24 protein-coding genes are annotated in these 23,604 nt (G+C 67.2%); 16 read left to right on the plus strand and 8 right to left on the minus strand.

Annotation, left to right across the window (positions count from 1 at the left end; translation table 11 throughout):
• Positions 1-47 precede the first annotated feature (47 nt).
• Positions 48-1,448, plus strand: a complete 1,401-nt coding sequence (locus tag H0X90_RS25915; protein ID WP_230877629.1) for a hypothetical protein — start codon at positions 48-50, stop codon at positions 1,446-1,448.
• Between the two features lie 27 nt (positions 1,449-1,475).
• On the opposite strand, the gene H0X90_RS25920 is transcribed toward H0X90_RS25915, so the two are convergent.
• Positions 1,476-2,492: a 1-aminocyclopropane-1-carboxylate deaminase gene (locus tag H0X90_RS25920; RefSeq protein WP_077189234.1), complete on the minus strand. Its 1,017-nt coding sequence runs from the start codon at positions 2,490-2,492 to the stop codon at positions 1,476-1,478.
• 195 nt (positions 2,493-2,687) lie between these two features.
• Here H0X90_RS25920 and H0X90_RS25925 point away from each other — a divergent pair, with 195 nt between their 5' ends.
• Both H0X90_RS25925 and poxB read left to right on the plus strand, forming a co-directional pair.
• Complete coding sequence (locus H0X90_RS25925) at positions 2,688-3,197, plus strand: Lrp/AsnC family transcriptional regulator (protein ID WP_077189233.1); 510 nt, start codon at positions 2,688-2,690, stop codon at positions 3,195-3,197.
• A gap of 146 nt (positions 3,198-3,343) precedes the next feature.
• The gene (poxB, locus tag H0X90_RS25930) at positions 3,344-5,065 is read left to right on the plus strand and encodes a ubiquinone-dependent pyruvate dehydrogenase (RefSeq protein ID WP_077189232.1); all 1,722 of its coding nucleotides are present in this window, start codon (positions 3,344-3,346) and stop codon (positions 5,063-5,065) included.
• 437 nt (positions 5,066-5,502) lie between these two features.
• Here the strand turns inward: poxB and H0X90_RS25935 are convergent, their stop codons facing one another.
• Positions 5,503-6,555 carry an RNA-guided endonuclease TnpB family protein gene (locus H0X90_RS25935; RefSeq protein ID WP_077189231.1) on the minus strand — a complete coding sequence of 351 codons (1,053 nt, stop codon included), beginning with the start codon at positions 6,553-6,555 and terminating at the stop codon, positions 5,503-5,505.
• Positions 6,556-6,733: 178 nt separating this feature from the next.
• Here H0X90_RS25935 and H0X90_RS25940 point away from each other — a divergent pair, with 178 nt between their 5' ends.
• The 4 genes from H0X90_RS25940 to H0X90_RS25955 all read left to right on the plus strand — a co-directional run bounded on the left by H0X90_RS25940 (position 6,734) and on the right by H0X90_RS25955 (position 11,077).
• Positions 6,734-7,324, plus strand: coding sequence for a class I SAM-dependent methyltransferase (locus tag H0X90_RS25940; protein ID WP_034202873.1), 591 nt, complete (start codon positions 6,734-6,736; stop codon positions 7,322-7,324).
• Between the two features lie 153 nt (positions 7,325-7,477).
• Positions 7,478-8,911 (plus strand): alkaline phosphatase, encoded by a 1,434-nt coding sequence (locus H0X90_RS25945; RefSeq protein WP_058902659.1) that lies wholly within the window; start codon positions 7,478-7,480, stop codon positions 8,909-8,911.
• Between the two features lie 32 nt (positions 8,912-8,943).
• The gene (locus H0X90_RS25950) at positions 8,944-10,335 is read left to right on the plus strand and encodes an alkaline phosphatase (protein WP_059722256.1); all 1,392 of its coding nucleotides are present in this window, start codon (positions 8,944-8,946) and stop codon (positions 10,333-10,335) included.
• A 16-nt stretch (positions 10,336-10,351) separates the two neighbouring features.
• Positions 10,352-11,077: a hypothetical protein gene (locus H0X90_RS25955; protein ID WP_077189230.1), complete on the plus strand. Its 726-nt coding sequence runs from the start codon at positions 10,352-10,354 to the stop codon at positions 11,075-11,077.
• A gap of 105 nt (positions 11,078-11,182) precedes the next feature.
• On the opposite strand, the gene H0X90_RS25960 is transcribed toward H0X90_RS25955, so the two are convergent.
• Together H0X90_RS25960 and blaOXA are read right to left on the minus strand one after the other, a co-directional pair.
• Positions 11,183-12,322 carry an acyltransferase gene (locus tag H0X90_RS25960; RefSeq protein WP_077189229.1) on the minus strand — a complete coding sequence of 380 codons (1,140 nt, stop codon included), beginning with the start codon at positions 12,320-12,322 and terminating at the stop codon, positions 11,183-11,185.
• Positions 12,319-13,125 carry an OXA-1043 family class D beta-lactamase gene (blaOXA, locus tag H0X90_RS25965; protein ID WP_077189228.1) on the minus strand — a complete coding sequence of 269 codons (807 nt, stop codon included), beginning with the start codon at positions 13,123-13,125 and terminating at the stop codon, positions 12,319-12,321. The genes H0X90_RS25960 and blaOXA overlap by 4 nt, the downstream gene beginning before the upstream one ends.
• Positions 13,126-13,454: 329 nt before the next feature.
• Here blaOXA and H0X90_RS25970 point away from each other — a divergent pair, with 329 nt between their 5' ends.
• Positions 13,455-13,805 carry a hypothetical protein gene (locus H0X90_RS25970; protein WP_077189227.1) on the plus strand — a complete coding sequence of 117 codons (351 nt, stop codon included), beginning with the start codon at positions 13,455-13,457 and terminating at the stop codon, positions 13,803-13,805.
• Between the two features lie 128 nt (positions 13,806-13,933).
• Complete coding sequence (locus tag H0X90_RS25975; protein WP_006492966.1) at positions 13,934-14,500, plus strand: hypothetical protein; 567 nt, start codon at positions 13,934-13,936, stop codon at positions 14,498-14,500.
• Between the two features lie 27 nt (positions 14,501-14,527).
• On the opposite strand, the gene H0X90_RS25980 is transcribed toward H0X90_RS25975, so the two are convergent.
• Positions 14,528-15,403, minus strand: coding sequence for a LysR family transcriptional regulator (locus H0X90_RS25980; protein WP_006485479.1), 876 nt, complete (start codon positions 15,401-15,403; stop codon positions 14,528-14,530).
• 161 nt (positions 15,404-15,564) lie between these two features.
• Between H0X90_RS25980 and H0X90_RS25985 the strand changes: the two genes are divergently transcribed.
• A complete protein-coding gene (locus H0X90_RS25985; protein WP_077189226.1) occupies positions 15,565-16,884 on the plus strand; it encodes a DUF3422 family protein in 1,320 nt (439 codons plus the stop codon).
• A 34-nt stretch (positions 16,885-16,918) separates the two neighbouring features.
• Entirely contained in the window at positions 16,919-17,119 is a 201-nt protein-coding gene (locus H0X90_RS25990) for a hypothetical protein (protein WP_077189225.1), read from the plus strand.
• Positions 17,120-17,225: 106 nt separating this feature from the next.
• On the opposite strand, the gene cynR is transcribed toward H0X90_RS25990, so the two are convergent.
• Positions 17,226-18,155, minus strand: a complete 930-nt coding sequence (gene cynR / locus H0X90_RS25995) for a transcriptional regulator CynR (protein ID WP_077189224.1) — start codon at positions 18,153-18,155, stop codon at positions 17,226-17,228.
• Between the two features lie 113 nt (positions 18,156-18,268).
• Here cynR and H0X90_RS26000 point away from each other — a divergent pair, with 113 nt between their 5' ends.
• The 4 genes from H0X90_RS26000 (at position 18,269) to H0X90_RS26015 (ending at position 20,592) form a co-directional block, all read left to right on the plus strand.
• Positions 18,269-18,928, plus strand: a complete 660-nt coding sequence (locus H0X90_RS26000; RefSeq protein ID WP_006485475.1) for a carbonic anhydrase — start codon at positions 18,269-18,271, stop codon at positions 18,926-18,928.
• Between the two features lie 30 nt (positions 18,929-18,958).
• A complete protein-coding gene (gene cynS, locus H0X90_RS26005; protein WP_006495841.1) occupies positions 18,959-19,429 on the plus strand; it encodes a cyanase in 471 nt (156 codons plus the stop codon).
• 97 nt (positions 19,430-19,526) lie between these two features.
• Entirely contained in the window at positions 19,527-19,994 is a 468-nt protein-coding gene (locus H0X90_RS26010; protein ID WP_006485478.1) for a nucleoside deaminase, read from the plus strand.
• A gap of 163 nt (positions 19,995-20,157) precedes the next feature.
• Positions 20,158-20,592: a GNAT family N-acetyltransferase gene (locus H0X90_RS26015; RefSeq protein ID WP_043205092.1), complete on the plus strand. Its 435-nt coding sequence runs from the start codon at positions 20,158-20,160 to the stop codon at positions 20,590-20,592.
• A 61-nt stretch (positions 20,593-20,653) separates the two neighbouring features.
• Here H0X90_RS26015 and H0X90_RS26020 read toward each other — a convergent pair whose 3' ends face one another.
• On the minus strand, positions 20,654-21,550 hold the full coding sequence (locus H0X90_RS26020) for a LysR family transcriptional regulator (RefSeq protein WP_062885226.1): 897 nt from the start codon (positions 21,548-21,550) through the stop codon (positions 20,654-20,656).
• Between the two features lie 138 nt (positions 21,551-21,688).
• On the opposite strand from H0X90_RS26020, the gene tam reads away from it, so the two are divergent.
• Complete coding sequence (gene tam, locus H0X90_RS26025) at positions 21,689-22,474, plus strand: trans-aconitate 2-methyltransferase (RefSeq protein ID WP_006495838.1); 786 nt, start codon at positions 21,689-21,691, stop codon at positions 22,472-22,474.
• A 30-nt stretch (positions 22,475-22,504) separates the two neighbouring features.
• On the opposite strand, the gene H0X90_RS26030 is transcribed toward tam, so the two are convergent.
• Complete coding sequence (locus H0X90_RS26030; RefSeq protein WP_077189223.1) at positions 22,505-23,095, minus strand: GNAT family N-acetyltransferase; 591 nt, start codon at positions 23,093-23,095, stop codon at positions 22,505-22,507.
• Positions 23,096-23,604 lie beyond the last annotated feature (509 nt).

Consider the following 23,604-nt stretch of genomic DNA (forward strand, 5'->3'; position numbering starts at 1 on the left):
GGCCGCGCGACCACTGGCGCATGCTCAGGACGACGTTCGTCGTCGGCATGCTCGCCGCGATCGTGATGGTTCTCCTGTTCGACGACCGCATGAACGGTGTGTTGTTGCTGCTGAACGGCGCACTGTTGCTGGCGATCGCCGGCATCCGGCCGAGAAACCCGACCGTACGCTGGTTCCGGGTATTCCTGTTCTTCATCCTCGGCGTGTTTCCGCTGTGGCAATTGCTCGCAGGAGACGAGATTTACCTTCGACTGTTGCCGCAGGACAGCATGGCCGTCGCGCTCTGGTATTTCCTGAGCCTGGCCGGCGTGCTGGTCGTCAAGCTGGTGCTTGACCTCAACGCGAACCGTCTCGGCGAGACCCGGTTTCGATGGGAGCCGGGCATACGCGTCAACGGCCTCGCGTATCTGTTCGCGCTGCTTTCGCTCGGCGCGCTGGCGTTCATCTACGTCAAGCTGGGTGGATATGCACGGATCGCCGAACTGTACGACACACGAGTCGAGCAAACCGGCACCGACAACGATCCGTTTCGCGGCCTCGGCGTGATCCAGGCGCTGGCCAACACGTCGCCGCTGTGGGTTTTCGTTTGCCTGACGATGCGCCGTCGCCGTACCGTGTTGCTCACCGTCGTCGCCTTCATTCAACTTGGCGTGCTGGGCTGGCTCTCGTCCGGTATCGCGGGGAGCCGCCAGGGCATCATCTTCGTGCTGGTATTTGCGCTGTTCATCTACCACGGCTTCGTCGCACCGATCGGCCCGCGCACGATCAGATTCGCCGGCATCGGTGTGGCACTGGTCGGCCTGCTGCTGATGCCGTTGAAATTCGGCCTTGGTTACGACGACGTCGCCAATTTGTCGCAGCGCTTTGCCGAGCAGCGCGATCTCGAGTTGAGCATGGGTCCGGCGAGCGCGTTCCTGTTTCGGGATCTGTCGCGCTTCGATGTTCAGGTGCTGGCGATCGATGCTGTCGCGCAGCCCGGTTACACGTATCCGATGGGACGGAGCTTCGTCGGCGCGTTCGCGTCGATTGTGCCGGGCGCACTGTGGGCCGATCGGCCCGATACGTTCGCGCTGGAAAAATCCGGAATCGTTCGCGATCTCGAGCGTACCGCGCTCGACAAAACGACCCTGTTGTTCGGCATGCCGGGAGAATTCCTCGTGAACTTCGGGGTCGTGGGGTTCGTGCTGGCGTTCGCGATTCCCGCGTTGCTGCTGGTCGCGCAGAACAACGCGGGAACGCGGTCGCTCAGCTGGCTGCCATTGCGGGCGGTGCTTTGGCCGTTGCCGTTCCTGTTTTTCCTGTTCGACTCGAACGTGATCGTGTACTACACCGTGCGGTGGATTCTGCTGTTCGGCGCGCCGATGGCCTTTGTGCTGCGATGGCCGAAGCGATCGCGCGCGGCAGCACGATCGCATCGCGAAGAAGCGGTCGAAGTCAACGGCGAGTGAGACCACGTTGAGTGGCTCTGCCCCCCCTCAACCCTCCCGAAAAATCCCGTTATACGCACTCAACGCCGGCGCCCCGCCGAGATGCGCGTACAACACCTTCGACCCCGGCTCGAATTCCCCGAGCCGCACCTTGTCGATCATCCCGTGCATCGATTTTCCTTCATAAACGGGATCGGTCAGCATGCCTTCCAGCCGCGCGCACAGCCGAATCGCTTCCAGCGTGCCGTCGCTCGGCAGCCCATATTCCGGGCCGCCGTAACGCGTGTCGAGCACGACATCCCGTTCGACGATATCGCGGCCGAGCCTGACCAGCTCGGCCGTATGCCGCGCGATGCGCGTGATCTGTTCGCGCGTCTGTTCCGGCTTCGCCGACGCATCGATGCCGATCACGCGGTCCGCGCGCCCGTCGGCCGCGAAGCCGACGACCATCCCTGCCTGCGTGCTGCCCGTCACCGAGCAGACGACGACGTAATCGAACCTGAAGCCGAGCTCGGCTTCCTGCGCGCGCACTTCTTCCGCGAAGCCGACGAATCCGAGCCCGCCGAGCGGATGCTCGGAACAGCCGGCCGGAATCGGATACGGCTTGCCGCCCGCCTGTCGCACGCTCTCCATCGCTTCTTCCCAACTACGGCGAATGCCGATGTCGAAGCCGTCGGCGACGAGCCGCACGTCGGCGCCCATCATCCGCGACAACTGGATGTTGCCGACCCGGTCGTACACCGGATCTTCATAGTTGACCCAGTGTTCCTGCACGAGCACGCATTTCATCCCGAGATGCGCGGCGACGGCCGCGACCTGGCGCGTCTGGTTCGACTGCACGCCGCCGATCGACACGAGCGTATCCGCGCCTTGAGCGAGCGCGTCGGGAACGAGATATTCGAGCTTGCGCGTCTTGTTGCCGCCGAATGCGAGGCCGCTGTTGCAGTCCTCGCGCTTCGCATACAGCTCGACCTTGCCGCCGAGATGCGCGCTCAGGCGCTTGAGCGGCTGGATGGGCGTCGGGCCGAACGTCAGCGGATAACGGGGGAAGCGTTGCAGATTCATCGGCGGGGCTCCGGAACAGGGGACGAGGCGGAAATCGGATCGTTCGGGCGCGGCCGGCAGGCCGTGCTCCGATGACGAAAATGATAGGCAGAAGCACGGGAAATGAGCTTGCGAAATCAATTGCGTCAGCCTACGTTATCGACGATATGAGCGGAAGATAGACAATTCCAATTCGTCTAAAACGAGGTTTGCGCAATGAAATTAGATCGAAGCAGTGCATCGCCGGCCGACGCCGCACCGGCGCTCGACCGGATCGACCGGATCGACCGCGCGATCCTGCGGCAATTGCAGCAGGACGCGTCGATCTCGAACGTGAGCCTCGCGGCGAAAGTGAAGCTGAGCGCGCCGGCGTGCCTGCGGCGCGTCGAGCGGCTGAAGGAAATGGGGCTGATTCGCGGCATCGTCGCGTTGCTCGACCCGAAGCCGCTCGGCGCCGGGATGCTGGTCGTGATCGGCTTCGTGCTCGATCGCTCGACGCCGGAAACGTTCGCCGCGTTCGAGAAGGCCGCGCAGAAGGTGTCGGGGTGCGTCGAGTGCCATGTCGTGACCGGCGAGTTCGATTATTTCATGCTCGTGCGCACGCGCGACAACGACAGCTTCAATCGGCTGCACGCGGAACAACTGCTGTACCTGCCGGGCGTACGGCAGGTGCGTTCGTTCATGGTGCTCAAGGAGATCCTGTCGACCCATGCGTTGCCGCTGTAGCGCGGCGGGACGGCCGGTTTCGCGTCGGTCGGCCGCGCGGAACGAATCGCAATTGCACCGTTCATACGTCAGTTCGCGTCCTTGACTATCATGCGCCGATGCAGGGCAGTGGCTGCATGTCGCGACAACCCAACTGTGAGGGCATCATGGCAAGACAGACGATGGCGGAATACCTGGCGAAGACGCTCGCGGCAGCGGGCGTCGAGCGCATCTGGGGCGTGACGGGCGACAGCCTGAACGGCCTGTCGTTCAGCCTGAGCCAGCTCGGCTCGATCCGCTGGATGCACACGCGGCACGAGGAAAGCGCGGCGTTCGCGGCCGGCGCCGACGCCGCGTCGACCGGGCGGCTCGCGGTGTGCGCGGGCAGTTGCGGGCCCGGCAACCTGCACCTGATCAACGGGCTGTACGACTGCCACCGCAATCACCAGCCGGTGCTCGCGATCGCCGCGCACATCCCGTCCACCGAGATCGGTCTCGGCTATTTCCAGGAAACCCATCCGCAGGAGCTGTTCCGCGAATGCAGCCACTTCGCCGAGCTCGTGACGAACGCGTCGCAGTTCCCGCGCGTGCTGGCGCGCGCGATGCGCACCGCGATCGACGAGCGCGGCGTGGCGGTGATCGTGCTGCCGGGCGACATCGCGCTCGGCGACGGCCCCGACGAAGCGCCCGCGTGGAGCGACGCGGCGCCACCGGCGATCCTGCCGGCCGATGCCGACCTCGACCGGCTCGCGGCGCTGCTCAACGGGTCGGACGCGGTCACGCTGCTGTGCGGCAGCGGCACGCAGGGCGCGCACGACGAGGTGGTCGCGCTGGCCGACACGCTCGGCGCGCCGGTCGTGCATGCGCTGCGCGGCAAGCAGTTCGTCGAATGGGACAACCCGTTCGACGTCGGGATGACGGGGCTGATCGGTTTCAGTTCCGGCTATCACGCGATGGAATCGTGCGACACGTTGCTGATGCTCGGCACGGATTTCCCGTACCGGCCGTTCTATCCGGCCCACGCGAAGATCGCGCAGATCGACTGGAAGGGCTCGCAGCTCGGCCATCGCGCGCCGCTCGCGCTCGGGCTGGTGGGCACCGTGAAGGAAACGATCGCGGCGCTGCTGCCGCGGCTCACGCGCAAGACGCAGCGGCGCTTCCTCGAGAATGCGCTGAAGCACTACGCGGCCGCGCGCAAGGGGCTCGACGATCTCGCGGTGGCCGAGCCGCCGGGCCGCGCGATCCATCCGCAGTACCTGACGAAGATCATCGACGAAGTCGCGGCCGACGATGCGATCTTCACGGCCGACGTCGGCACGCCGACGCTTTGGGCGGCGCGCTACCTGACGATGAACGGCAAGCGGCAACTGCACGGCTCGTTCAACCATGGGTCGATGGCGAATGCGATGCCGCAGGCGCTCGGCGCGCAAGGTGCGCATCCGGGGCGGCAGGTCGTGTCGCTGTCGGGCGACGGCGGGCTGTCGATGCTGCTCGGCGATCTGCTGAGCGCGCGCCAGCTCAAGCTGCCGATCAAGATCGTCGTGTACAACAACAGCCTGCTCGGCTTCGTGTCGATGGAGCTGAAGGCGGCCGGCTATCTCGACACGAACGTCGACCTGAGCCCGACCGACTTCGCGGCGATCGCAAAGGGCGCCGACATCTTCAGCGTGCGCGTCGAGCATTCGGAGAACGTCGAACACGCATTGCGCACCGCGTTCGAGCATGACGGGCCGGCGGTGGTCGACGTCGTCACGTCGAAGTACGAGCTCGCGATGCCGCCGAAGATCGAGCTCGCGCATGCGAAGGGCTTCAGCCTGTTCATGCTGCGCGCGATTCTCAGCGGGCGCGGTGACGAAATCGTCGAGCTCGCGAGAACCAACTTGCGCTGAGGAAATGCCGCGCGCCGTGCATTCAGTATGGCGCGCGGTGCTTTACAGCCCGGGCCGGGCCGCCCGCTCGCGCGCGGCTTCGACCAACCACCTCAACGCGGCGGGCGGATGGCGGTTCGCGGGCGACAGACCTCGCGCGCGACGAAGTTTTCGACCCCATTTAGGTCGCGGCGGGCCCACAGCCGACGATCGCGCCGCGATCGACACGGCACTGCGGCCGTCCCGAATCACCGGCAAGCGTTATCCCGTGCACTTGCAGCAGCAAGCCGATGGCCGATCGTGGATCGGAGGAGCGCTGATCCGGCACGAATTGGTCAGGCAAATCAGGGTCAATCTTCACGTCACCTTAAGTTTGCGTTTCCTAGAATCGATTGACCGTCGCGTGTCCAGCGACGGACCGATTCGCCCAGGAGGATGCGCTTGACGTCCTCCTCTCCCTAAAGGGAGAGGATTCCCCCACCTGGCGATGCACGTCCGCATCGGAGAATGTTCAGCGCAGCGTTGGTATCTCGATCATGCACGACACCACAGCCACTGCAGGCCCACTCTCTTATTCGCAGTCCCGCGATACCTTTCGGCCGCGTCGTGCTGTCTTGCGACCCGCACGACGAACAGGACTGGGTCGAACCGCTTTCGTCGACTTCCTCGAACGTGGCTCCGTGCGCGATCGCTTTATAGCGGAGCTTGTTCCGGAAGGACGACCAGGACGCGTCGTAGACGCTCTTCGCCATCCTGGTTCTGGCGAGCTTCACGGCGGATACGTTGCCGACCGCGATGTAATCGAAGCGCCGCACCAGATCGAGCGCGAGCTTATGCTGGAAATCGGCACGCGCATTCGCGACCTTGGCATGCAGCTTCGCGATATGCCGCTTGTGCTTTCGTGCCCGTTGCGCTTTCGCCAGCTTTTCCGCCACTCGTCGACCGAACTGGTCATTGGGCAGCTTTTCTCCGGTCGAAAGTGTGGCGAAGTCTTTCAGGCCGAGATCGATGCCGACGCCGGAACGGATCGGACGAGCCTGAACATCTGGCATCTCGATCACGATGTTCAAGAACCAGTTGCCGCGCGCATCCTGCGCAAAGTTGGTTCCGTCCTTGATCTTGCCTTCGGGAAGCGGTCGGCTATTGAACACGCGGAAGGTGTTGCCGGCGAAACGGAACGCGTCACCCTCGCGCTTCAGGTCACGCCCCTTCAGCGGCACCCAGCCCAGCGACTTCCTGCCGCGATAGCGCAGGTAAGGGCGTCGACGCTGACTGCGCGACTTCGCGTATTGCTCGCACGTCGCGTTGACCGTGCCGGAGTGAATACCGAGCTCCTTGCTGCTGCCGGTCGTCAGCACGTTCAGGTCGAATCCCGTCGGCCACTTCTTGCCCCACTTGAGCGCGTGCTTCTGCGTGTCGTTGCAGAAGTTCCAGACGTAGTTCACCGCGCGGCTCTGCTTGTTAAGCAGTCCGTTGAGCGACTTCACCCGGTAGCGATAGACAAGAATCATGCCGGTGATCCTAACCCGTGGAAGAAGCTGCCTGTCAACGGCGGCGCTCCTTTCCTCCCCGTCCTGAAGGACGGGGTTTCTCGGAGCAACTGATGAACCCTACCCGTGTCGCCGTAGCCCTGTTCCGCGCCGTCATCGGCACACCGCCGCCAACCGCGCAAGCGCCGGAGGCCCGCCTATGACGTGGCCGAACGCGTGGCGTGTCTCGGCACTGTTCGTGCGCGAGTGGGTCGGCCGGCCGGCCGCGGTGGGCGCGTTGTGCCCGAGTTCGCGGCATCTGGCGCGCGAGATGGCCGACGCGGTGCCGGATGGCGACGGGCTGGTCGTCGAACTCGGCGGCGGCACCGGCGCGATCACCGCGGCGCTGCTGGAACGCGGCGTCGCGCCCCGGCGTCTCGTCGTCGTCGAACGCTCGCCGGCGTTCGTGCAGCATCTGCGACGGCGCTTTCCCGGTATCTCGATCGTGTCGGGCGACGCACGGCAGCTCGAGCGGTTGCTGCCGCCGGGCGCGACGGTCGACGCGATCGTGTCGTGCCTGCCGCTGCGCACGCTGCCCCGTGAAGCCGTGGCGGCGATCGTCGGTCAATGCCATCGCGTGCTGTCGGCCGACGGCGTGATGATTCAATTCACCTACGACCTGCGCCCGCCAGGCCGTCATCCGCTCGGCGACTCGGCATTCGTTGCCAGTGGCAGCCGGATCGTCTGGGCCAATCTTCCGCCTGCACGGATCGTCACCGTGCGCTGCGCCGCCGCCGCATACGCCGGCTGAGCCCGGTCGCGCGGGGCGCCCGGACGCGGCGCCTCGTTCCATCCTTTCATCAGCCATACCGATCCTTCCAGTTTCCATTCATCTTGCCGTCACATCGGCTTCCTACCATCGCCTTTCATTTCGAAAGCATCAACGGCGGGGGAGATCGGCAACATGAATCGAATCAAAATGGCGGCGCTGCTGTGTGCCGGCGCCTTTGCGCTGGCCGGATGCGGCAGCGACGACGGCCCGACCAGCTCGACACCCGCCCCGGTGAAGACGGCGGCGCGCAACGTGATCTTTTTCCTCGGCGACGGGATGGGGATGACGACGCTGACGGCGGCACGCATCTACGGCGTCGGTGAAGACGGCGCGCTGACGATCGATACGTTGCCGGAATCCGCGTTCGTGAAGACCTATTCGAACGATGCGCAGGTGACGGACAGCGCGCCGTCGATGTCGGCGTACATGACCGGGGTCAAGACCAACAACGAAGTGATCTCGATGTCGCCCGACACGAAGGCGATCGAGCCGAGCGCGGGCCTCACCGGCAACTGCGGCGCGAACAACGGCAAGTCGGTGTCGACGCTGCTCGAAATCGCGAAGGCGAACGGGATGGCGACCGGCGTCGTGACGACCACGCGCGTCACGCACGCGACGCCCGCCGCGACGTATGCGCACGTGTGCCACCGCGATGCCGAGAACGACATCGCCGCGCAGCTCGTGCCGGGCGGCGCGGGCTACAACGGCGCGCTGGGCGACGGCGTCGACGTCGTGCTCGGCGGCGGCGCGCAATTCTTCGTGCCGAAGGACGGCGGCGGCAAGCGCACCGATGGCCGCAACCTGGTCAACGAGCTGAAGGCGAAAGGCTACGCGTTCGCGCAGAACCGCGACGACCTGCTGGCCGCCGATGCGACGAAGCGCGGCAAGCTGGTCGGCCTGTTCGCGTCGAGCCACATGAGCTACGACCTCGATCGCGGCGCGACCAGGGAGCCGAGCCTCGCCGACATGGCCACGCGCGCGCTCGACGTGCTGCAGGCCAACCCGAACGGCTATTTCCTGATGGTCGAGGGCGGCCGGATCGATCACGCGCTGCACGACACCAATGCGAAGCGCGCGCTGCAGGACACGATCGCGTTCGACAACGCGATCAAGGCGACGCTCGACAAGGTCCGCAAGACCGATCCCGACCTGACGAACACGCTGATCGTCGTCACGGCCGATCACGATCACACGCTGGTGCTGAACGGCTATGCGGCGCGCACCGGCAAGACGGAAGCGGGCAAGCCCGGCGTGCTGGGCGTGCTGCGCAGCTACCAGACGGGCGCGATCGCGAAGGATGCGGACGGCGCGCCGTACACGATCATCGGCTTCGGCAACGGCGAGAACCGCGTGCAGGGCAGCCGCGCGGGCACCGCGCTGACCGATGCGGTGACGGGCGCCGACGACTATCGCCAGGAGGCGGTCGTGCGAATGGACAAGGGCAGCGAGACGCACGGCGGCACCGATGTGTTCCTCGGTGCGATCGGTCGCGGCGCGGATGCGTTCCACGGCGTGATCGAGAACAACAGGGTCTTCGAGCTGGTGCGCAACGCGGTGCAGCTTTGAGCGCCGACAACACGGGTACAGGGGAATACAGGATGTCGACCATCAAGTGCATCGCGGCGGCGCTGGCCGTCGCGGGTTTCGCGTGCGGCGCGGCGCAGGCCGCCGGCCAGGCGAAGAACGTGATCTTCTTTCTCGGCGACGGCATGGGGCCGACGACCGTGACCGCGAGCCGGATCTACAAGGTCGGCGAGTCGGGGCAACTGACGATGGAGAAGCTGGCCCGCACCGCGCGCGTCAAGACCTTCTCGAACGACGCGCAGACGACCGACAGCGCGCCGTCGATGGCCGCGTACATGACCGGCGTGAAGATGAACAACGAAGTGCTGTCGATGTCGTCCGACACGCGCGCGGTCGCGCCGGGCAGCGACGTCAACGGCAACAAGACCGTCAACCATTGCGCACCGGGCAACGGCCAGCCGGTCGCGACGCTGCTGGAACTGGCGAAGGCGCGCGGCAAGGCGGTCGGCGCGATCACGACCACCGAGCTCACGCATGCGACGCCGGCCGCGACCTATTCGCACATCTGCCATCGCGATGCGCAGTACGACATCGCCGCGCAGGCCGTGCCCGGCGGCGCGGGCTACAACGCGGCGCTCGGCGACGGCGTCGACGTGCTGATGGGCGGCGGCCGCAACCACTGGACGCCGTTCGATCCGGTGTCGAACAAGCGCGGCCGTGCCGACGGGCGCAACCTGCTCGACGAGATGAAGGCGAAGGGCTACACGGTCGTCGCGACCCGGGATCAGCTCGCGCAGGCCGGCAACGGCAAGCTGGTCGGTCTCTTCAGCTCGACCAGTCATCTCGAGTACGAACTCGATCGCGTCGCGGGCAAGGGCGAAGGGCCGACGCAGCCGAGCCTGGCCGACATGACGTCGAAGGCGATCGACGTGCTGTCGAAGAATTCGAACGGCTATTTCCTGATGGTCGAAGGCGGCCGGATCGATCACGCGCTGCACGGCACCAACGCGAAGCGCGCGCTCGAAGACACGGCGGCGTTCGACGAAGCGATCCGCGTCGCGCTGTCGAAGGTCGACCTGGCGAATACGCTGATCGTCGTGACGGCCGACCACGACCACACGATGACGATCAACGGCTATTCGAAGCGCGGCAACCCGATTCTCGACATCAGCCGCAACTATCGCGACGGTCAGCCGAGCAAGGATGCCGACGGCAATACCTACACGACGCTGGTGTTCGGCAACGGCGCCAACCGGCCGAACGTGCGTGCGTCGGTCGATTCGGCCACCGCGATGAACGAAGCGTACCTGCAGGAAGTCGGCGTGCGGATGGGCAGCGCGGGATCGGAGACGCACGGCGGCGGCGACGTGATGCTGTTCGCCGACGGCGCGGACGCGAAGGCGTTCAAGGGCACGATCGACAACACGAAGGTGTTCGGTCTCGTGCGCTCGGCGTTCGGCTTCTGAGCCGGGTGACGTCACGATGAAACGTCAGCTTCTCTGCGTGCTCGCTTGCGGGTGGGTGGCACTGCCCGCGGTGGCCGCCGCCGATCTCGACGCCGTGCTGCAGCACGAAAGCCGCACGGTCACGGCCGACGGCGTGACGCGCACGACGCTGTATCGTGAACGGATGGTGCGGCGCGACGGCCACGTGTGGGTCGAGCGCGTGCTGCCCGCGGCAGCGGCCGGTGGCGAGTATGGCGACGATCACGATGCGGGCCGCCGCGCCGGGGTAAAACCGGCTGCGGCTCACGCCGGCCACAAGCATTTCAACTTCCAGGCCGCCGCGCGGCACGTCACGTACGACGGCAAGTCGGCTCGCATCGAGTACGTGGACGTGGCGAACCGGACGGTCGTCAGCGTGCCGCCGGCCGAGTACGAAACCACGGGCTTCGACGGCTCGTGGGACAACGCGTACTACGTGACGCCGCCGTCGCAGTTGAAGCGGCTCGCGGTCGCCAAGCGTGGCGACGCGCCCGGCACCGTCTGGTACGAGCAGGCCGTGGACACGCCCGGCGCGCGCGGCGCGAACCGGATTCTGTGGAGCGAGCGGTTGCAGGCGCCGCTGTCGGTCGAATACCGCAGCGCGGACGGCCGCGTGACGCGCAAGCTGACGTTGACGCCGGCGCCGGCCGCGCGGCGGGACACGTTGCCGTGGCAGACGCTCGCCGGCTATTCGCGCAAGGAATACGCGGACTATCTCGATTGAGCGACGCGGCGCAAGCGGCGCTTGCGGTCGGGCCGGCCGGTATCGTGCAGGCGATACCGCGTGGCCCTGGCCGCTTCCGCCTTGTTCGCCGCGACGTGCGGGAAGCTAGACGCGCGCGCTGTCCGTCACTGGCGCCGCGGGCCGCGACGCCGCACGCTTGATGAAGCGATCGAGCGGCGTCGCATAGCCGCGCGCGATGACCGCACTCACGCCGGCCGACAGCGCCAGATACGCGACGAGCAGCACCAGCTTGCCGTTGCCATGCGTGGCAGACGGCGGCCAGAACGTGCGCAGCGCGCCGAGCACGATCAGGTGGAACAGATACAGCTCGTAACTGAGCCGGCCGCTCCAGCGCAGCGGCGCGAGCAGGCGACCGCGAGCGGGGGCGCGTTCCGCATGGGCGCCGATCAGCAGCATGGCCGTGCCGAGCGCCATCGCGGACACGCCGAGCACATGGCTTTCGGCGATCGGCCACGCGAGATAGAGCGCGGTCATCAGTGTCGCGACAAGCCACTGCACGGGCGTGGCTGCAAGCTTGCGCCATTGCGCGCGTTCGGCGAGCAGCGCGGTGCAGCAGCCGATCGCGATGCCGTCGAAGCACGCGAAGTACGCATAGAGGAACCCGCCTTCGTCACCCGGATGCGTGTAGCGGTACACGGGACCGATCGCGGCGATCAGCAGCCAGAACGCGAGCAACCGCGTGTCGCGACGCAGTGCGATGCACAGCAGCGGAAACGACAGGTAGAACACCTCTTCGACCGACAGCGACCACAGCACGCCGAGCGCGTAGTTGACCCATCCGTACGCGCCAATCAGCACGTTCATCCAGAACGTGAGCGACGCCAGATTCACGAGCCAGTACGACACGGCGATGCCCTGCGGCGCGTGGTTCGCGAAGGTCGGCACGCCGGCCGCTGCGAGGCCGTTGACGAGCGCGAGCAGCAGAAGCAGGCACGGGACGATCCGCGCGATGCGCGACACGTAGAACGCGCGCACGTCGAGCGCGCCGAGGCTGCCCCAGCGGCGGCGCGCGTTCGACGTGATCAGGTAGCCCGAGATCGCGAAGAACATCGTCACGCCGTAGTTGCCGTTGCGCACGATCGCATGGATCGTGTCCCAGCCGGGCACGCGCGCGAGCGCGGTGTCGCGCAGCGAATACGCGATGTTGAAGTGATGCAGCAGCACGAGCAGGATCGAGATGCCGCGCAGCAGGTCGATGCGGGCGTTGCGGGGCGCGGCGCTCATTGCAGCCGGGCCGGTTCGGCGAGCGTCGGCAGCGCCGCGAGGAACGTGTCGCGCGCGCGCAGGCCGGCATTCGGCGTCTGCCGCGCGTCGTCCTGGATCAGGTTCGCGAACACCAGCGTGCGCGCACCCTGCGTCGCCCAGCCGACGAACCAGCCGTATGCGTGTGCGGCGTCGTACTGGATACCGGGCGAGCCGGTGCCGGTCTTGCCGTGCACCGTCCAGCCGCCCGGTTGCGCGTCGATCAGCGTGATGCGCGCGATCATGTCGTACGCGTGCGCGCTGACGGGCAGCGTCCGTTGCGCGATCCTGCGCATGAACGCGACCTGTTCGAGCGGCGAGATGCGTAGCGACGCATTGACCCACGCGCCCATCACGCCGGGCCGTTCGCCCTCGTTGCTGGTGACGTCGGCGTTGCCGTAGCCGAACGCGCGCGTGTACTGCTGGAAGCGCGCCTGCCCGAGCGCCTGCGTGACCTGCTGCGAATACCAGAAGATCGACAGCTTCATCCAGCGTGCCGGGTCGGTCGGCTCGTGCCACGGCGCCCCGCCCCAGTCGGGGTAGCCGGCATGGAAATCGAGCGTGGGCGTGTGCGCGTCCTTCAGCACGCCGGCGTCGAAGCCCATCAGGCCGATTGCGACCTTGAACGTCGATGCCGGCGTCACGCGGGTCGTGCAATCGCCCTGCTGCACGAGCACCTTGCCGGTGGCGGCGTCGGCGACGACCGTGCAGACGGGATGGGCGCCGGAAGACGCGGCGGCCAGGAGGCCGGCGAAGGCGAACAGCGCATGGCGCCAGGGCTTCAAGTGCAACTCCTTGGAAAGGTGCGGAAGGTGCGCGGGGCGGGCGGGAAGCGGCAGGCCGTGCGCGATCGAAGCCGGCCGCCGGCATCGGTGACATCGATCGAGGCCGTCGGGACGGCTCACAGTGTATCGGCGGATCGCCGGCTGTCGAGCTGTCATGGTTGACGGGGCACGCGCGACGGCCGAGCGGCCGTATCACGTCGTCAAGACGGGCCAGCGCCCGGCCGGCATGCCGTTTTTTGCACGGGCACACCGTTTTTTTGCACGGCGTTTATATGGTCCCTTCTAAGCTGGGGACGTGTCGAACAGCCGGGACGGCTTCCGTCCGCGCCATGACCTTCATTCATCCCTTTCCCGCGTTCGATGTCGCCGGCCGCCGGTTGCGCGCCGGCCCATCCGGCGACGTCGTACCGTTCCCGCCGCCGCGCCCGCGCCTGCAACTGCCGGTCACGCTGACGGCCGGCTCCGCCGCGGCCGCGCACGCCCGGCTTGCCGCATTGCTGCATTCCCCGCTCGGCGTGTACGTCGTCAGCGCCCGCGCGGTGCGCAACGTGATCCATGTGCATTTCGACATCGCCGCGGAAGATCTGGATTTCACGCTGCACACGCTGATCGCGCAGCAAGTCGATGCGGTAATCGGGCCGATCGCGCGCCGGTTGCGGCTTCCGGCCGACGCTGGCTGAGCCGGGAACGGCGATTGCTTGGCTAATCCGCCGCCGATTCGCCGGCCGCGGTGCTGTTCGCCGGCTGGCGATGGTGGACGTTTGTGCGCTGCGTCGAACGCGGCGCGACCCCTGAACAGGGAGGGCCCATGTACCTTACGGAAGAAGTGCGTGTTGCGCGCCCGGCTGCCCGTCGCGCGCATACCGCGGCGTTGCCGTCGGGCAGGCAGCTTGCCCGGCAGTTGACGGTGACGGTTCGCGCGGCGGACGTGCTGCTGCGCCAGGCGATTCGCGTGCCCGATCGCCATCAGTGGTCGGTCGACGCCGAACGCGTCGACGCGGCCGGCGGGCCGCTCGCCGCGTGGGATTCCCACGTGACGTTCCGCATCGTCAAGGCATTCGCACCGGCGTTCGATGCGGATGCGTGTGCGGCCGACCCCGATCAAGCGGCGGTCGAGATCCGATTGTTTCTTCCCGAACAGGCTTACGTCGCCGAGCGGCGTATCGGCATCTTCGGCCGCCGGCACGGCCAGCGGTTCAGCGCGACGCTGTCGGTCACGGCCGGCTCGCAGTGGGGCGGCCGGCGCAGCGAGCACGTTCCGCCTGCCGGGCGGCACGTGCACGGCGACACGCTGGAAGCGCTCGTCGATACGGTGGCCGGCATCGTCAACGCGGCGTTGCGCGCGGCCGGGCATGGCGCGACCGGCCATCGCTGACCTTGCTGCGAGCCGGCGCCGGCGGGCTCACGCGTCGCCGGTCTGCCCGGTCTGCCGCTGCAGGTCTTCCATCAATTGTTCCGCGAGGAAGTCGCACGGCGGCCGTTTCGACTTGGTGCTGCGCGCGAGGATCAGCTCGAGCGGCGGCAGGTCGGGCAGCCCGTGCGAGCGGCCGAGCATCGACAGTTGCGCGGGAATCGCGCAGCGCGCGAGCGGCGCGACCGCGAGGCCGGCCTCGACCATGCTGAGCAGCCCGAGCAGGCTCGGGCTTTCATACGACGTGCGATAGGGGACTTTCGCGCGTTCGAGGCTGCGGATCGCGTTCTCGCGCGCGACGCTGCCCGGCATGAACACCGCGATCGGCAGCGGCCGTTCCTCCCAGACGCGCGGCCCGTTCGTCATCGCGGCCCACGCCATCGGCTCGTGGCGGATGAAATCGCCCGACAGCCCCTTGATGCGCGTGCCGCACACGAGATCGACGGTGCCCTCCTTGATCAGCGGCGCGAGCGCGCTGCTCGGCAGCCCCATCACCTGGATCTCGACCTTCGGGTAGGTCGCGGAGAATTTCTTCAGCACCGACGGCAGCAGCGACGACGCATAGTCGTCCGGCACGCCGATCACGACCTTGCCGGTCACTTCCGGCCGCACCACGGCCGCCCATGCCTCGTCGCGCAGCGCCAGCATTCGTCTGGCGAATCCCAGCAGCACCTCGCCCTCGCGCGTCAGCACGATGCTGCGCGGCTTGCGCACGAACAGCGGCCGGCCGATCGCGTCTTCGAGGCTCTTGATCTGCATGCTCACGGCCGACTGCGAGCGGTTCACGGCCTCGGCCGCGCGGGTCATGTTGCCGGTTTCCGCGACGGCGACGACGGTGGCCAGCACGTCGTGATCGAGCATCTTCATGGGTATCAGGAAAACTGAACGTAACGATCAGCATTATGCGTTTTTATTGTTGCTGTGTGTCTGCCATAGTGCGATCACGCTGGTGTTTCGCCCCAGGGCGGCGCGGCGTTCAGGCCGGTTGAACCGGCGTGCAGCACCGAACAAGGAAGCGTGGTGTATCGATGATCGACCATCCGTTGCGCGCCGCACTGGCCGCGGAATTGCATGCCCGGCCGTTCCTGCGGCTCGCCGAAGCCGTGTCGCTCACGCATTACGCGATCTATGCGGACGGCCAGCCCGACATCCACGAAACGCTGCTGCACGCGCTGTGCCGCGACACGGGGATCGACGCGCCGCACGAAGGCGCGACGCACCATGCGGTGCAGTCGCCGTGCGGCTGGTACCTGAAGTGGGAGCGCCACACCGAATTCTCGACCTTCACGTTCGTCGCGCCGCGTCGCGATACCCGTTATTTCGACGATCGCGCGATCGCCGGCATTCCGGCCGCGTGGTTCGCGCGGCTGGCCGGCATCCGCTTCGTCGCGGTGCGGATGGAACTGCTGTCGGGCGACGCCGCGCGGCGCGTGTGCGGCGACCTGCGGCGCTGGATCGACGGGCCCGCGCTCGTCGGCAGCCACGTGCTCGGCGGCGGCAAGGTGTTCTGCGACTGGCACGTGCGCGACGACGGCTTCATGCGCTTTCTCGTCGTCGACGAGGATTTCCGCGAGGAGCAGGGCGGCCGGCTGTTGCAGCGTCTGTACGAAATCGAGACGTACCGGATGATGGCGCTGCTTGCGCTGCCCGTCGCGCGCGGGATGAGCCGCGAGCTCGACGAGATCCATGCGGCGCTGCATGCGCTGATGCAGCGGATGGACGCGAGCGGCGCCGACGGCGACGACGCGGCGTTGCTCGTCAAGCTCACGCATCTCGCGGTGCGGGTCGAATCGTTGTCGGGATCGGGGGCGCGCTTCAGCGCGTCGCGCGCGTACGAAAAGCTCGTGCTCGCGCGTATTCAGGAGTTGCGCGAGGAGCGTATCGAAGGCATGCCGACGCTCGCCGAATTCATGGAGCGGCGCTTCGCGCCGGCGATGGAAACCTGCCGCAGCGTGTGGGCGCGCCACGAACAGATCGCCGCGCGAATCGCGCGGGCGGTCGACCTGCTGCGCACCCGCGTGAATCTCGCGCAGGAAAAGGACGTCACGCGGCTCCTGGCCGGCATGGAGCGCACCGCGCGCAACCAGCTTCATTTGCAGCACGCGGTCGAAGGGCTGTCGGTGGCCGCCATTTCGTACTACGTGCTGTCGCTCGCGACCGCGGCGTTCAAGGCGCTGCACGTGATGAACCTGCCGGTCGATCCCGAACTGGCGGAAGGGCTGTTGATCGCGCCGGTCGTGTTCGCGGTGATCCACATCACGCGGCGCACGCGCGCCCAGCTGGCGCGGTCCGAGGCGGCGCACGACGGCGCGCCTGTGCAGGCGGTCGCGTTGAAGCAGGCCAGCTAGACCATCAACGACATATCAAAGCAAAGGAATGGAGATGACTTTCATGCAAACGCAATCCGACTGCCTCAGCGGTATCGATGCCTTCGATCAACCGGTTCGGGACGAAGCCGGCGCGCCGGAAGCGGGGCGCGTCACCTTGTATCAGGCCGTGCTGCAGGAGCCGACGACGTCGCTCGTCGGCGGCGCGATCGACCGGCCGGAGGTCGCGGCGGTGGCGATCCTCGGGTACAACTGACGCGCGTTCCCTGCGCGTCGGGTCAACGTCACGCGGGCGTTTCGGTCGAGTGAAACGACGGACGTCCGCGCGGGACGGCGTTGCCTGCCGTCGCGCATGACGGCATTCAGCCGGACGCCTCGTTGCGCGTCGCACGCGCGCTGCCTTCCCGCCTCGATCTTTCCGCCCCGTGCGCGAGCGCCAGCTCGACGAACGCACGCGCGGCCGCACTCCGATACGCGCCCCGGCGCTGCAACAGCACGGCCGTGCGCCGCAGCACCGCCGGATCGAGCGCGACGGCGACGAGATCGTCGTGCTCGACGGCGATCGTCGCCGGCAACAGCGTCGCAAGCGTCGTGCGGCGCACGATCTCGATCACCGCACCGAGCGAATTCGCTTCCATCAGCACGCGCGGCTGCACGTCGTGCGCGCGGAAATAACGGTCGATCTGCGTGCGCGTCGCGAATTCCGCGGTGAGCAGCACGAGCGGTGCGTCGTGCAGCGCGCGCAACCCGGCCTTGCGTTTGCCGCCGAGCGCGTGCCCGCGGTTCACGACGAGTGCGAGCGTTTCGACCAGCAGCGTTTGCGCGTCGATATCCGCCGTCTGCACGTCCTCGAAGGCGATGCCGACATCGAGCTCGTCGTCGACGAGCAGCGCCTCGATCCGCTCCTGCGACATCTCGCGCACCGACAGCGACACGTCCGGATAGCGGCCGTGAAACGCCTCGACGAGCGGCCCGACGAGATAGCTCGTGAAGGTCGGCGTGACCGCGAGGCGCAGCGAGCCGCGGCTCAGATCCTGCACGTCGTGGATCGCACGCCGGCCTTCCGCGAGATCGTGCAGCGCCTGCCGCGCATAGCGGAAATACACGTCGCCGGCATCGGTCAGCCGCGTGACGCGCCCGGTGCGGTCGAACAGTTGCGCGCCGAGCGTGTCCTCGAGCTGGCGGATCTGCTGCGACAGCGCGGGCTGCGACACGTGCAGCGCGGCGGCCGCGCGCGTGAAGCTGCGATGTTCGGCGACGGCCAGGAAGTAGTGGATGTGACGCAGCAGCATGGCGGTTCCCATAAGTCGTGCTTATCCGGTGGATCATAAATCAGTCTTTTACGTTATCGGAAGTCGGGCGTAACCTGCCCTTCATCGATTCCACCCGCACCGGAGAACACGCGATGAAGGACATCATCGAAGGCTTCCTGAAGTTCCAGCGCGACGCCTACCCGGCGCGCGCCGCGCTGTTTCGCGATCTCGCGCGCAGCCAGAACCCGCGGGCGCTGTTCATCTCGTGCTCGGACAGCCGGCTCGTGCCCGAACTCGTCACGCAGCGCGAGCCGGGCGACCTGTTCGTGATCCGCAACGCGGGCAACATCGTGCCGTCGTACGGCCCGGAGCCGGGCGGCGTGTCGGCGTCGGTCGAATATGCGGTCGCCGCGCTGCGCGTGACCGACGTCGTGATCTGCGGGCATTCCGATTGCGGCGCGATGACCGCGATCGCGACCTGCCAGTGCATGGATCACATGCCGGCCGTCGGCCACTGGCTGCGCTATGCCGATTCGGCGCGGGTCGTGAACGAGGCGCGCACGCACCGCAGCGAGCGCGAGCGGATCGACTCGATGGTGCGCGAGAACGTCGTCGCGCAACTGGCCAACCTGAAGACGCACCCCGCCGTGCGGCTCGCGCTCGAAGAAGGGCGTCTCGCGCTGCACGGCTGGGTCTACGACATCGAATCGGGCTGCATCGACGCCTACGACGGCGCGACCGGCCGGTTCGTGTCCCTCGCGGACCATCCCGGCGTCCGCGCCACCCCCGCGACGCTGCCCGTCGCGGCCTGAGTCGCTCCCACTCCACTACGAGGCATTACCATGATCCAGTCCCAGCACAGTCAGACGGCGCGCCACGCGCTGGCGGAAACCGTCGTCCTCGCGAAAGCGCGCAAGAACCTGTCGTTCGCGCAGCTCACCGAGGGCACAGGCCTGAGCGAAGCGTTCGTCACGGCCGCGCTGCTCGGCCAGCATGCGTTGCCGGCCGACGCGGCGCGCATCGTCGCCGACAAGCTCGGCCTCGACGACGACGCGGTGCTGCTGCTGCAGACGATCCCGCTGCGCGGCAGCATCGACGATCGCGTGCCGACCGACCCGACCATCTACCGTTTCTACGAAATGCTGCAGGTGTACGGCACGACGCTGAAGGCGCTCGTTCACGAGAAGTTCGGCGACGGCATCATCAGCGCGATCAATTTCCGGCTCGACGTGAAGAAGGTCGACGATCCCGAAGGCGGCTCGCGTGCGGTGATCACGCTCGACGGCAAGTACCTGCCGACCAAGCCGTTCTGACGCCGGTGCGGCGCCGCCACGCGGTGCCGCGCGGTGCCGCCCGACGTGCGCCGGCCGGCGCACGTTCCCGCCATGCCGTTTCAACGAGGACGCAACCATGGATTTTGTGAAACGCACGATCGATCTCGCGATGAAGAACGTGGAAGAGGGCGGCCGCCCGTTCGCGACGGTGATCGTCCGCGACGGCGAGATCGTCGCGGAGAGCCCGAACCTCGTCGCGCAGACCAGCGACCCGACCGCGCACGCGGAGATCCTCGCGGTGCGCGACGCGTGCCGCACGCTCGGCACCGAGCACCTGACCGACTGCGAGATCTACATCCTCGCGAGCCCGTGTCCGATGTGCCTCGGATCGCTGTACTACTGCAGCCCGAAACGCGTGATCTACATCACGACGCGCGAGGATTACGCACCGTTCTATCGGGATGACCGCAAGTATTTCGAGCTCGATACGTTCTATGCCGAATATGCGAAACCGATCGAGGAACGCCGGCTGCCGATGGTGCAGCGAAAGCATGACGGCGCGATCGACGTGTACCGGCGCTGGAAGGAACTGAACGCGAAGTGACTTGCTTCATCGCGGACGCGATACCGGCGTGGCGGGCGTGTTCGTCGCGGCCCGACGGCGGCGTGCGCGATGGCGTGAACGCGTGACGACGCGCTATAGTCGTGCGACGTCCGCCGCGGCTGCCGTACACCCGGCGCTCCATTCACGCACGTGTTCGCCTCCGATGACACCGCATCCCGACGTTATCCTTCAACTGACCGACACCGGGCAACCGGCCGCCCGAGACTTCATCAGCCGCAAGCTCGGCGAATTCAACCATGCGATGACGGGGCGCGCCGATGCAGCCGCGCTCGACGTCTACGTGACCGATCCCGCGACCGGCGAGGTATTGGGCGGTCTCACCGGCCGGACGTCGCTCGGCCTGTTCTTCATCGACCTGTTCTATCTGCCCGAATCGCTGCGCGGCGGCGGCTTCGGCAGCCGGCTGCTGCGCGAGGCCGAAGCGGAGGCGAAGCGGCGCGGTTGCGCGCGTGCGGTGCTGTACACGATCTCGTTCCAGGCGCCCGACTTCTACCGGAAGCACGGTTACGAGACGTTCGGCGAAGTGCCGTGCGAGCCGGCAGGCGCGGCGCGCGTGTTTATGGTCAAGGTGCTTTGAGCGGCAACCGGTCGTTGCCTGGCATCCCGTGACACGCGGGTTGTACCGCACCGCTCGCGGATCACCGCCCGGGCGCTGCCTGCTCGACGATCATGTCGTACAGCGCCCGCGCAGCGGGCGACAGTTGCGCGCTCCGGCGGGTGACGAGCACGAGCGTGCGCGACACCGACGGTTCGACGAGCTCGATCGTACGGATCATCGGATACGCGTTCTTCTGGATCGCGAGCTTCGGCACGACGGCCGCGCCGAGCCCTTCCGCGACGAGCCCGAGCGCCGTCGAGCTGCGCTGCACCTCGTAGAACGAATGCAGCGACACGCCGCTCGTCTTCAGTGCGCCTTCGAGCAGCCCGCGATTGCCGCTCACTTCGCCGGCGAAGATCAGTGGATGCGGCTGCAGCGCCGCCCAGCGGATGCGCCGCCGCTTCGCGAGCGGGTGATCGTCGCGGCACACGAGCACATAAGGATCATGTGTGAGCGGCACGCTGACGAGTTCCGGGTGCTGGTCGCCGGCGATGCTGATGCCGAATTCCGCTTCGCGCCGCAGCACGGCCTGCAGCACCGACGCCGACGCATGATCGAGAATCTTCACGCGATCGTGCGGCCGATGCCCGGAGAACGCGCGCAGGATGCGCGGCAGGTACTGCACGCCGACCGTCGGTACGCACGCGATCGTGACGTCGCCGCGCTGGCTCAGGCCGGTCTCGCGGATTTCGGTCAGCGCGTCGGACAGCTCGTTCAGCAGCCGGCGGGCCTGCGGCAGGAAACGCCGGCCGATCTCGGTCAGCGTGGTGCGGCGCGTTGTGCGCTCGACGAGCGCGACGCCGAGATACGATTCGAGCTTGCGCAGCCGCTGCGTGATCGCCGTTTGCGTGACGTGCAGCGTATCGGCTGCCTGCCTGAAGCTGCCGCCGTCGGCGATCGCGACGAAAGCCTGGACACCGAGCGTATCGATCTTCATCAGAATCTTGAATCAATCATGATATTAAATTCATTTTACTGAAGGTCGGCGGCAGTCGCAGAATGCGCTGAATCGATGGCCCGTTGCATCGCCGTGCGCGATGCAACGCAGCCGCTCATGCCGACCAGGAGATCCATCGTGACGACCCCGCTCGATCAATACGCGACCCAGTACGTGCAGTTCGAGGACGAACGGACGCGGCCGGTGCGCGACCTGCTGGCCGCCGTGCCGAAGACGCCGATCCATACCGCGATCGATATCGGCTGCGGGCCGGGCAATTCGACGGAAGCGCTGATCGCGCGCGCACCGGACGCGACGATCCACGGGATCGACGCGTCGGCGGACATGATCGCGGCTGCGCGCAAGCGCCTGCCGGCACTGCGTTTCGACCTTGCCGATGTCGCCGCCTGGGACGATCCGGGCGGCTATGACCTGATCCTGTCGAATGCGGTGCTGCAATGGGTGCCGGCGCACGACACGCTGTTCCCGATGCTCGTCGGCCGCCTCGCGCCGGGCGGCCATCTCGCGGTCCAGATGCCCGACAACCTCGATGAACCGGCGCACCGGCTGATGCGCGAAGTCGCCGCGGACGGGCCGTGGGCCGACAAGCTGAAAGGGGCGGCGCGCACCGAGCGGTTCGACGCACGCTACTATCATGCGCTGCTCGCGCCGCTGTGTTCGCGCGTGGACGTATGGCGCACGACCTATTACCACCCGCTGCGCGGCGGCGCGGATGCGGTCGTCGAATGGTTCAAGGGCAGCGCGCTGCGGCCGTTCCTCGCGGCGCTCGACGCGCCCGAACAGCGCGCGTTCGTCGCACGCTATCGCGACGCGCTGGCCGGGCCGGACGGCTATCCGGCGCAGGACGACGGCACGGTGCTGTTGCCGTTTCCGCGCCTGTTCATCGTGGCGACGCGGAAGTAGCGCGGTATCGACGCGACGGCCGGCCGTGCCTCAGCGCACCGCCGGCACCGATGCCGGGTCGACCGTGCGGCTTCGCGCGGTCTGCCCGTCGCGCAGGTCCTTGTACCAGAACAACGCGACTTCCCCGGCGTTCTCGCCATCGGCGTACAGGAAGCGGTCGTGGCCGCCGAGCGCGAAGCCCGCGCGTGCATAGGTCGAGCAGGCCGCGACGTTGTTCGCCTGCGTTTCGAGCCGCATGAAGGCGAACCCGTGGCTGCGCGCCCACGCTTCGGCGGCTGCCAGCAGGAACTGCCCGATCCCCTGGCGCCGGTACTGGCGGTCGACGGCCAGCTCCGCGATCTCGGCCATGCCGTTCCAGCTTTCCTCGATCGCGACGAAGCCGGCGAGCCGTTCGCCGGCCGTCGCGCGAAACAGCGCCGTGCGGCCCGATGCGCCGCTCGCCCAGCCGGCCGGATCGAAGCCGTAGTCCTTGTGTCGCACCGGCAGCGCGCGAAGATCGAGCAAGTCCTGATACGGCGCGTTCAATTCCCACGCGATGTCGAACGAGAAATCGCATCCGTCCAGTTCGTCGGCGGCAAGCGCGAGCGCCGGTTCGATGCTGATGTGTTCGGCTCGGTCCATATGTCGGTGTCCTGTCTTCGCGGGATGGCGTGGTGTGGTCCGTGATGCGATCGTCGTCACCATGACGGGCGGCGAATCGCATTCTCGTCGTTGCGTGGTTTTTTGCACCTGCACAATTCGTCGCGCGTGGAGCCGGCACAGACCGGCTGCGTGCGCGACGGTCGAATGCATGCGGCCGACGGATCGGGCGACACCGCATACGTTTGCGGCATTCGCGCGCGGGCCGCGGCGCTCGTTCGACCGCCTGATTATGCGGGAATTCGGCGCCGGCCAGCTGCGTCGCGATGCGATGACGCCTGACGTGCATCGCGGCTTCGCGCCGGGCTCGTCGACGCTTGCCTGTGGATGAATGACGACAGGAACCCGAATAATTGTTTACCGTTCGGTGACAACTCGTTATATTCCGAAAAATATATCGAAGGTCGTGATGCCGTCAGGCGTCACGCCGTCCATCTGCTCCACGACAGCCGGAAGCGCGTCTGACCTGCATCGCCGGAGCAATGCGCCGG

The sequence above is a fragment of the Burkholderia sp. 9775_39 genome, assembly GCF_015712225.1.
GTDB classification, from domain to species: domain Bacteria; phylum Pseudomonadota; class Gammaproteobacteria; order Burkholderiales; family Burkholderiaceae; genus Burkholderia; species Burkholderia cenocepacia.

What these genes read in the sequence shown, in the direction of transcription:
- H0X90_RS25925 (WP_077189233.1), top strand. Translation starts at nt 2,688, where the DNA reads ATGAAATTAGATCGAAGCAGTGCATCGCCGGCCGACGCCGCACCGGCG.
- H0X90_RS25980 (WP_006485479.1), bottom strand. Translation starts at nt 15,403, where the DNA reads ATGAAGATGCTCGATCACGACGTGCTGGCCACCGTCGTCGCCGTCGCG.
- H0X90_RS25990 (WP_077189225.1), top strand. Translation starts at nt 16,919, where the DNA reads ATGACTTTCATGCAAACGCAATCCGACTGCCTCAGCGGTATCGATGCC.
- cynR (WP_077189224.1), bottom strand. Translation starts at nt 18,155, where the DNA reads ATGCTGCTGCGTCACATCCACTACTTCCTGGCCGTCGCCGAACATCGC.
- H0X90_RS26015 (WP_043205092.1), top strand. Translation starts at nt 20,158, where the DNA reads ATGACACCGCATCCCGACGTTATCCTTCAACTGACCGACACCGGGCAA.
- H0X90_RS25935 (WP_077189231.1), bottom strand. Translation starts at nt 6,555, where the DNA reads ATGATTCTTGTCTATCGCTACCGGGTGAAGTCGCTCAACGGACTGCTT.
- H0X90_RS25960 (WP_077189229.1), bottom strand. Translation starts at nt 12,322, where the DNA reads ATGAGCGCCGCGCCCCGCAACGCCCGCATCGACCTGCTGCGCGGCATC.
- H0X90_RS26010 (WP_006485478.1), top strand. Translation starts at nt 19,527, where the DNA reads ATGGATTTTGTGAAACGCACGATCGATCTCGCGATGAAGAACGTGGAA.
- H0X90_RS25970 (WP_077189227.1), top strand. Translation starts at nt 13,455, where the DNA reads ATGACCTTCATTCATCCCTTTCCCGCGTTCGATGTCGCCGGCCGCCGG.
- H0X90_RS25955 (WP_077189230.1), top strand. Translation starts at nt 10,352, where the DNA reads ATGAAACGTCAGCTTCTCTGCGTGCTCGCTTGCGGGTGGGTGGCACTG.
- H0X90_RS26000 (WP_006485475.1), top strand. Translation starts at nt 18,269, where the DNA reads ATGAAGGACATCATCGAAGGCTTCCTGAAGTTCCAGCGCGACGCCTAC.
- poxB (WP_077189232.1), top strand. Translation starts at nt 3,344, where the DNA reads ATGGCAAGACAGACGATGGCGGAATACCTGGCGAAGACGCTCGCGGCA.
- H0X90_RS25940 (WP_034202873.1), top strand. Translation starts at nt 6,734, where the DNA reads ATGACGTGGCCGAACGCGTGGCGTGTCTCGGCACTGTTCGTGCGCGAG.
- H0X90_RS25945 (WP_058902659.1), top strand. Translation starts at nt 7,478, where the DNA reads ATGAATCGAATCAAAATGGCGGCGCTGCTGTGTGCCGGCGCCTTTGCG.
- H0X90_RS25950 (WP_059722256.1), top strand. Translation starts at nt 8,944, where the DNA reads ATGTCGACCATCAAGTGCATCGCGGCGGCGCTGGCCGTCGCGGGTTTC.
- H0X90_RS25915 (WP_230877629.1), top strand. Translation starts at nt 48, where the DNA reads ATGCTCGCCGCGATCGTGATGGTTCTCCTGTTCGACGACCGCATGAAC.
- cynS (WP_006495841.1), top strand. Translation starts at nt 18,959, where the DNA reads ATGATCCAGTCCCAGCACAGTCAGACGGCGCGCCACGCGCTGGCGGAA.
- H0X90_RS25985 (WP_077189226.1), top strand. Translation starts at nt 15,565, where the DNA reads ATGATCGACCATCCGTTGCGCGCCGCACTGGCCGCGGAATTGCATGCC.
- H0X90_RS26020 (WP_062885226.1), bottom strand. Translation starts at nt 21,550, where the DNA reads ATGAAGATCGATACGCTCGGTGTCCAGGCTTTCGTCGCGATCGCCGAC.
- H0X90_RS26030 (WP_077189223.1), bottom strand. Translation starts at nt 23,095, where the DNA reads ATGGACCGAGCCGAACACATCAGCATCGAACCGGCGCTCGCGCTTGCC.
- H0X90_RS25975 (WP_006492966.1), top strand. Translation starts at nt 13,934, where the DNA reads ATGTACCTTACGGAAGAAGTGCGTGTTGCGCGCCCGGCTGCCCGTCGC.
- H0X90_RS25920 (WP_077189234.1), bottom strand. Translation starts at nt 2,492, where the DNA reads ATGAATCTGCAACGCTTCCCCCGTTATCCGCTGACGTTCGGCCCGACG.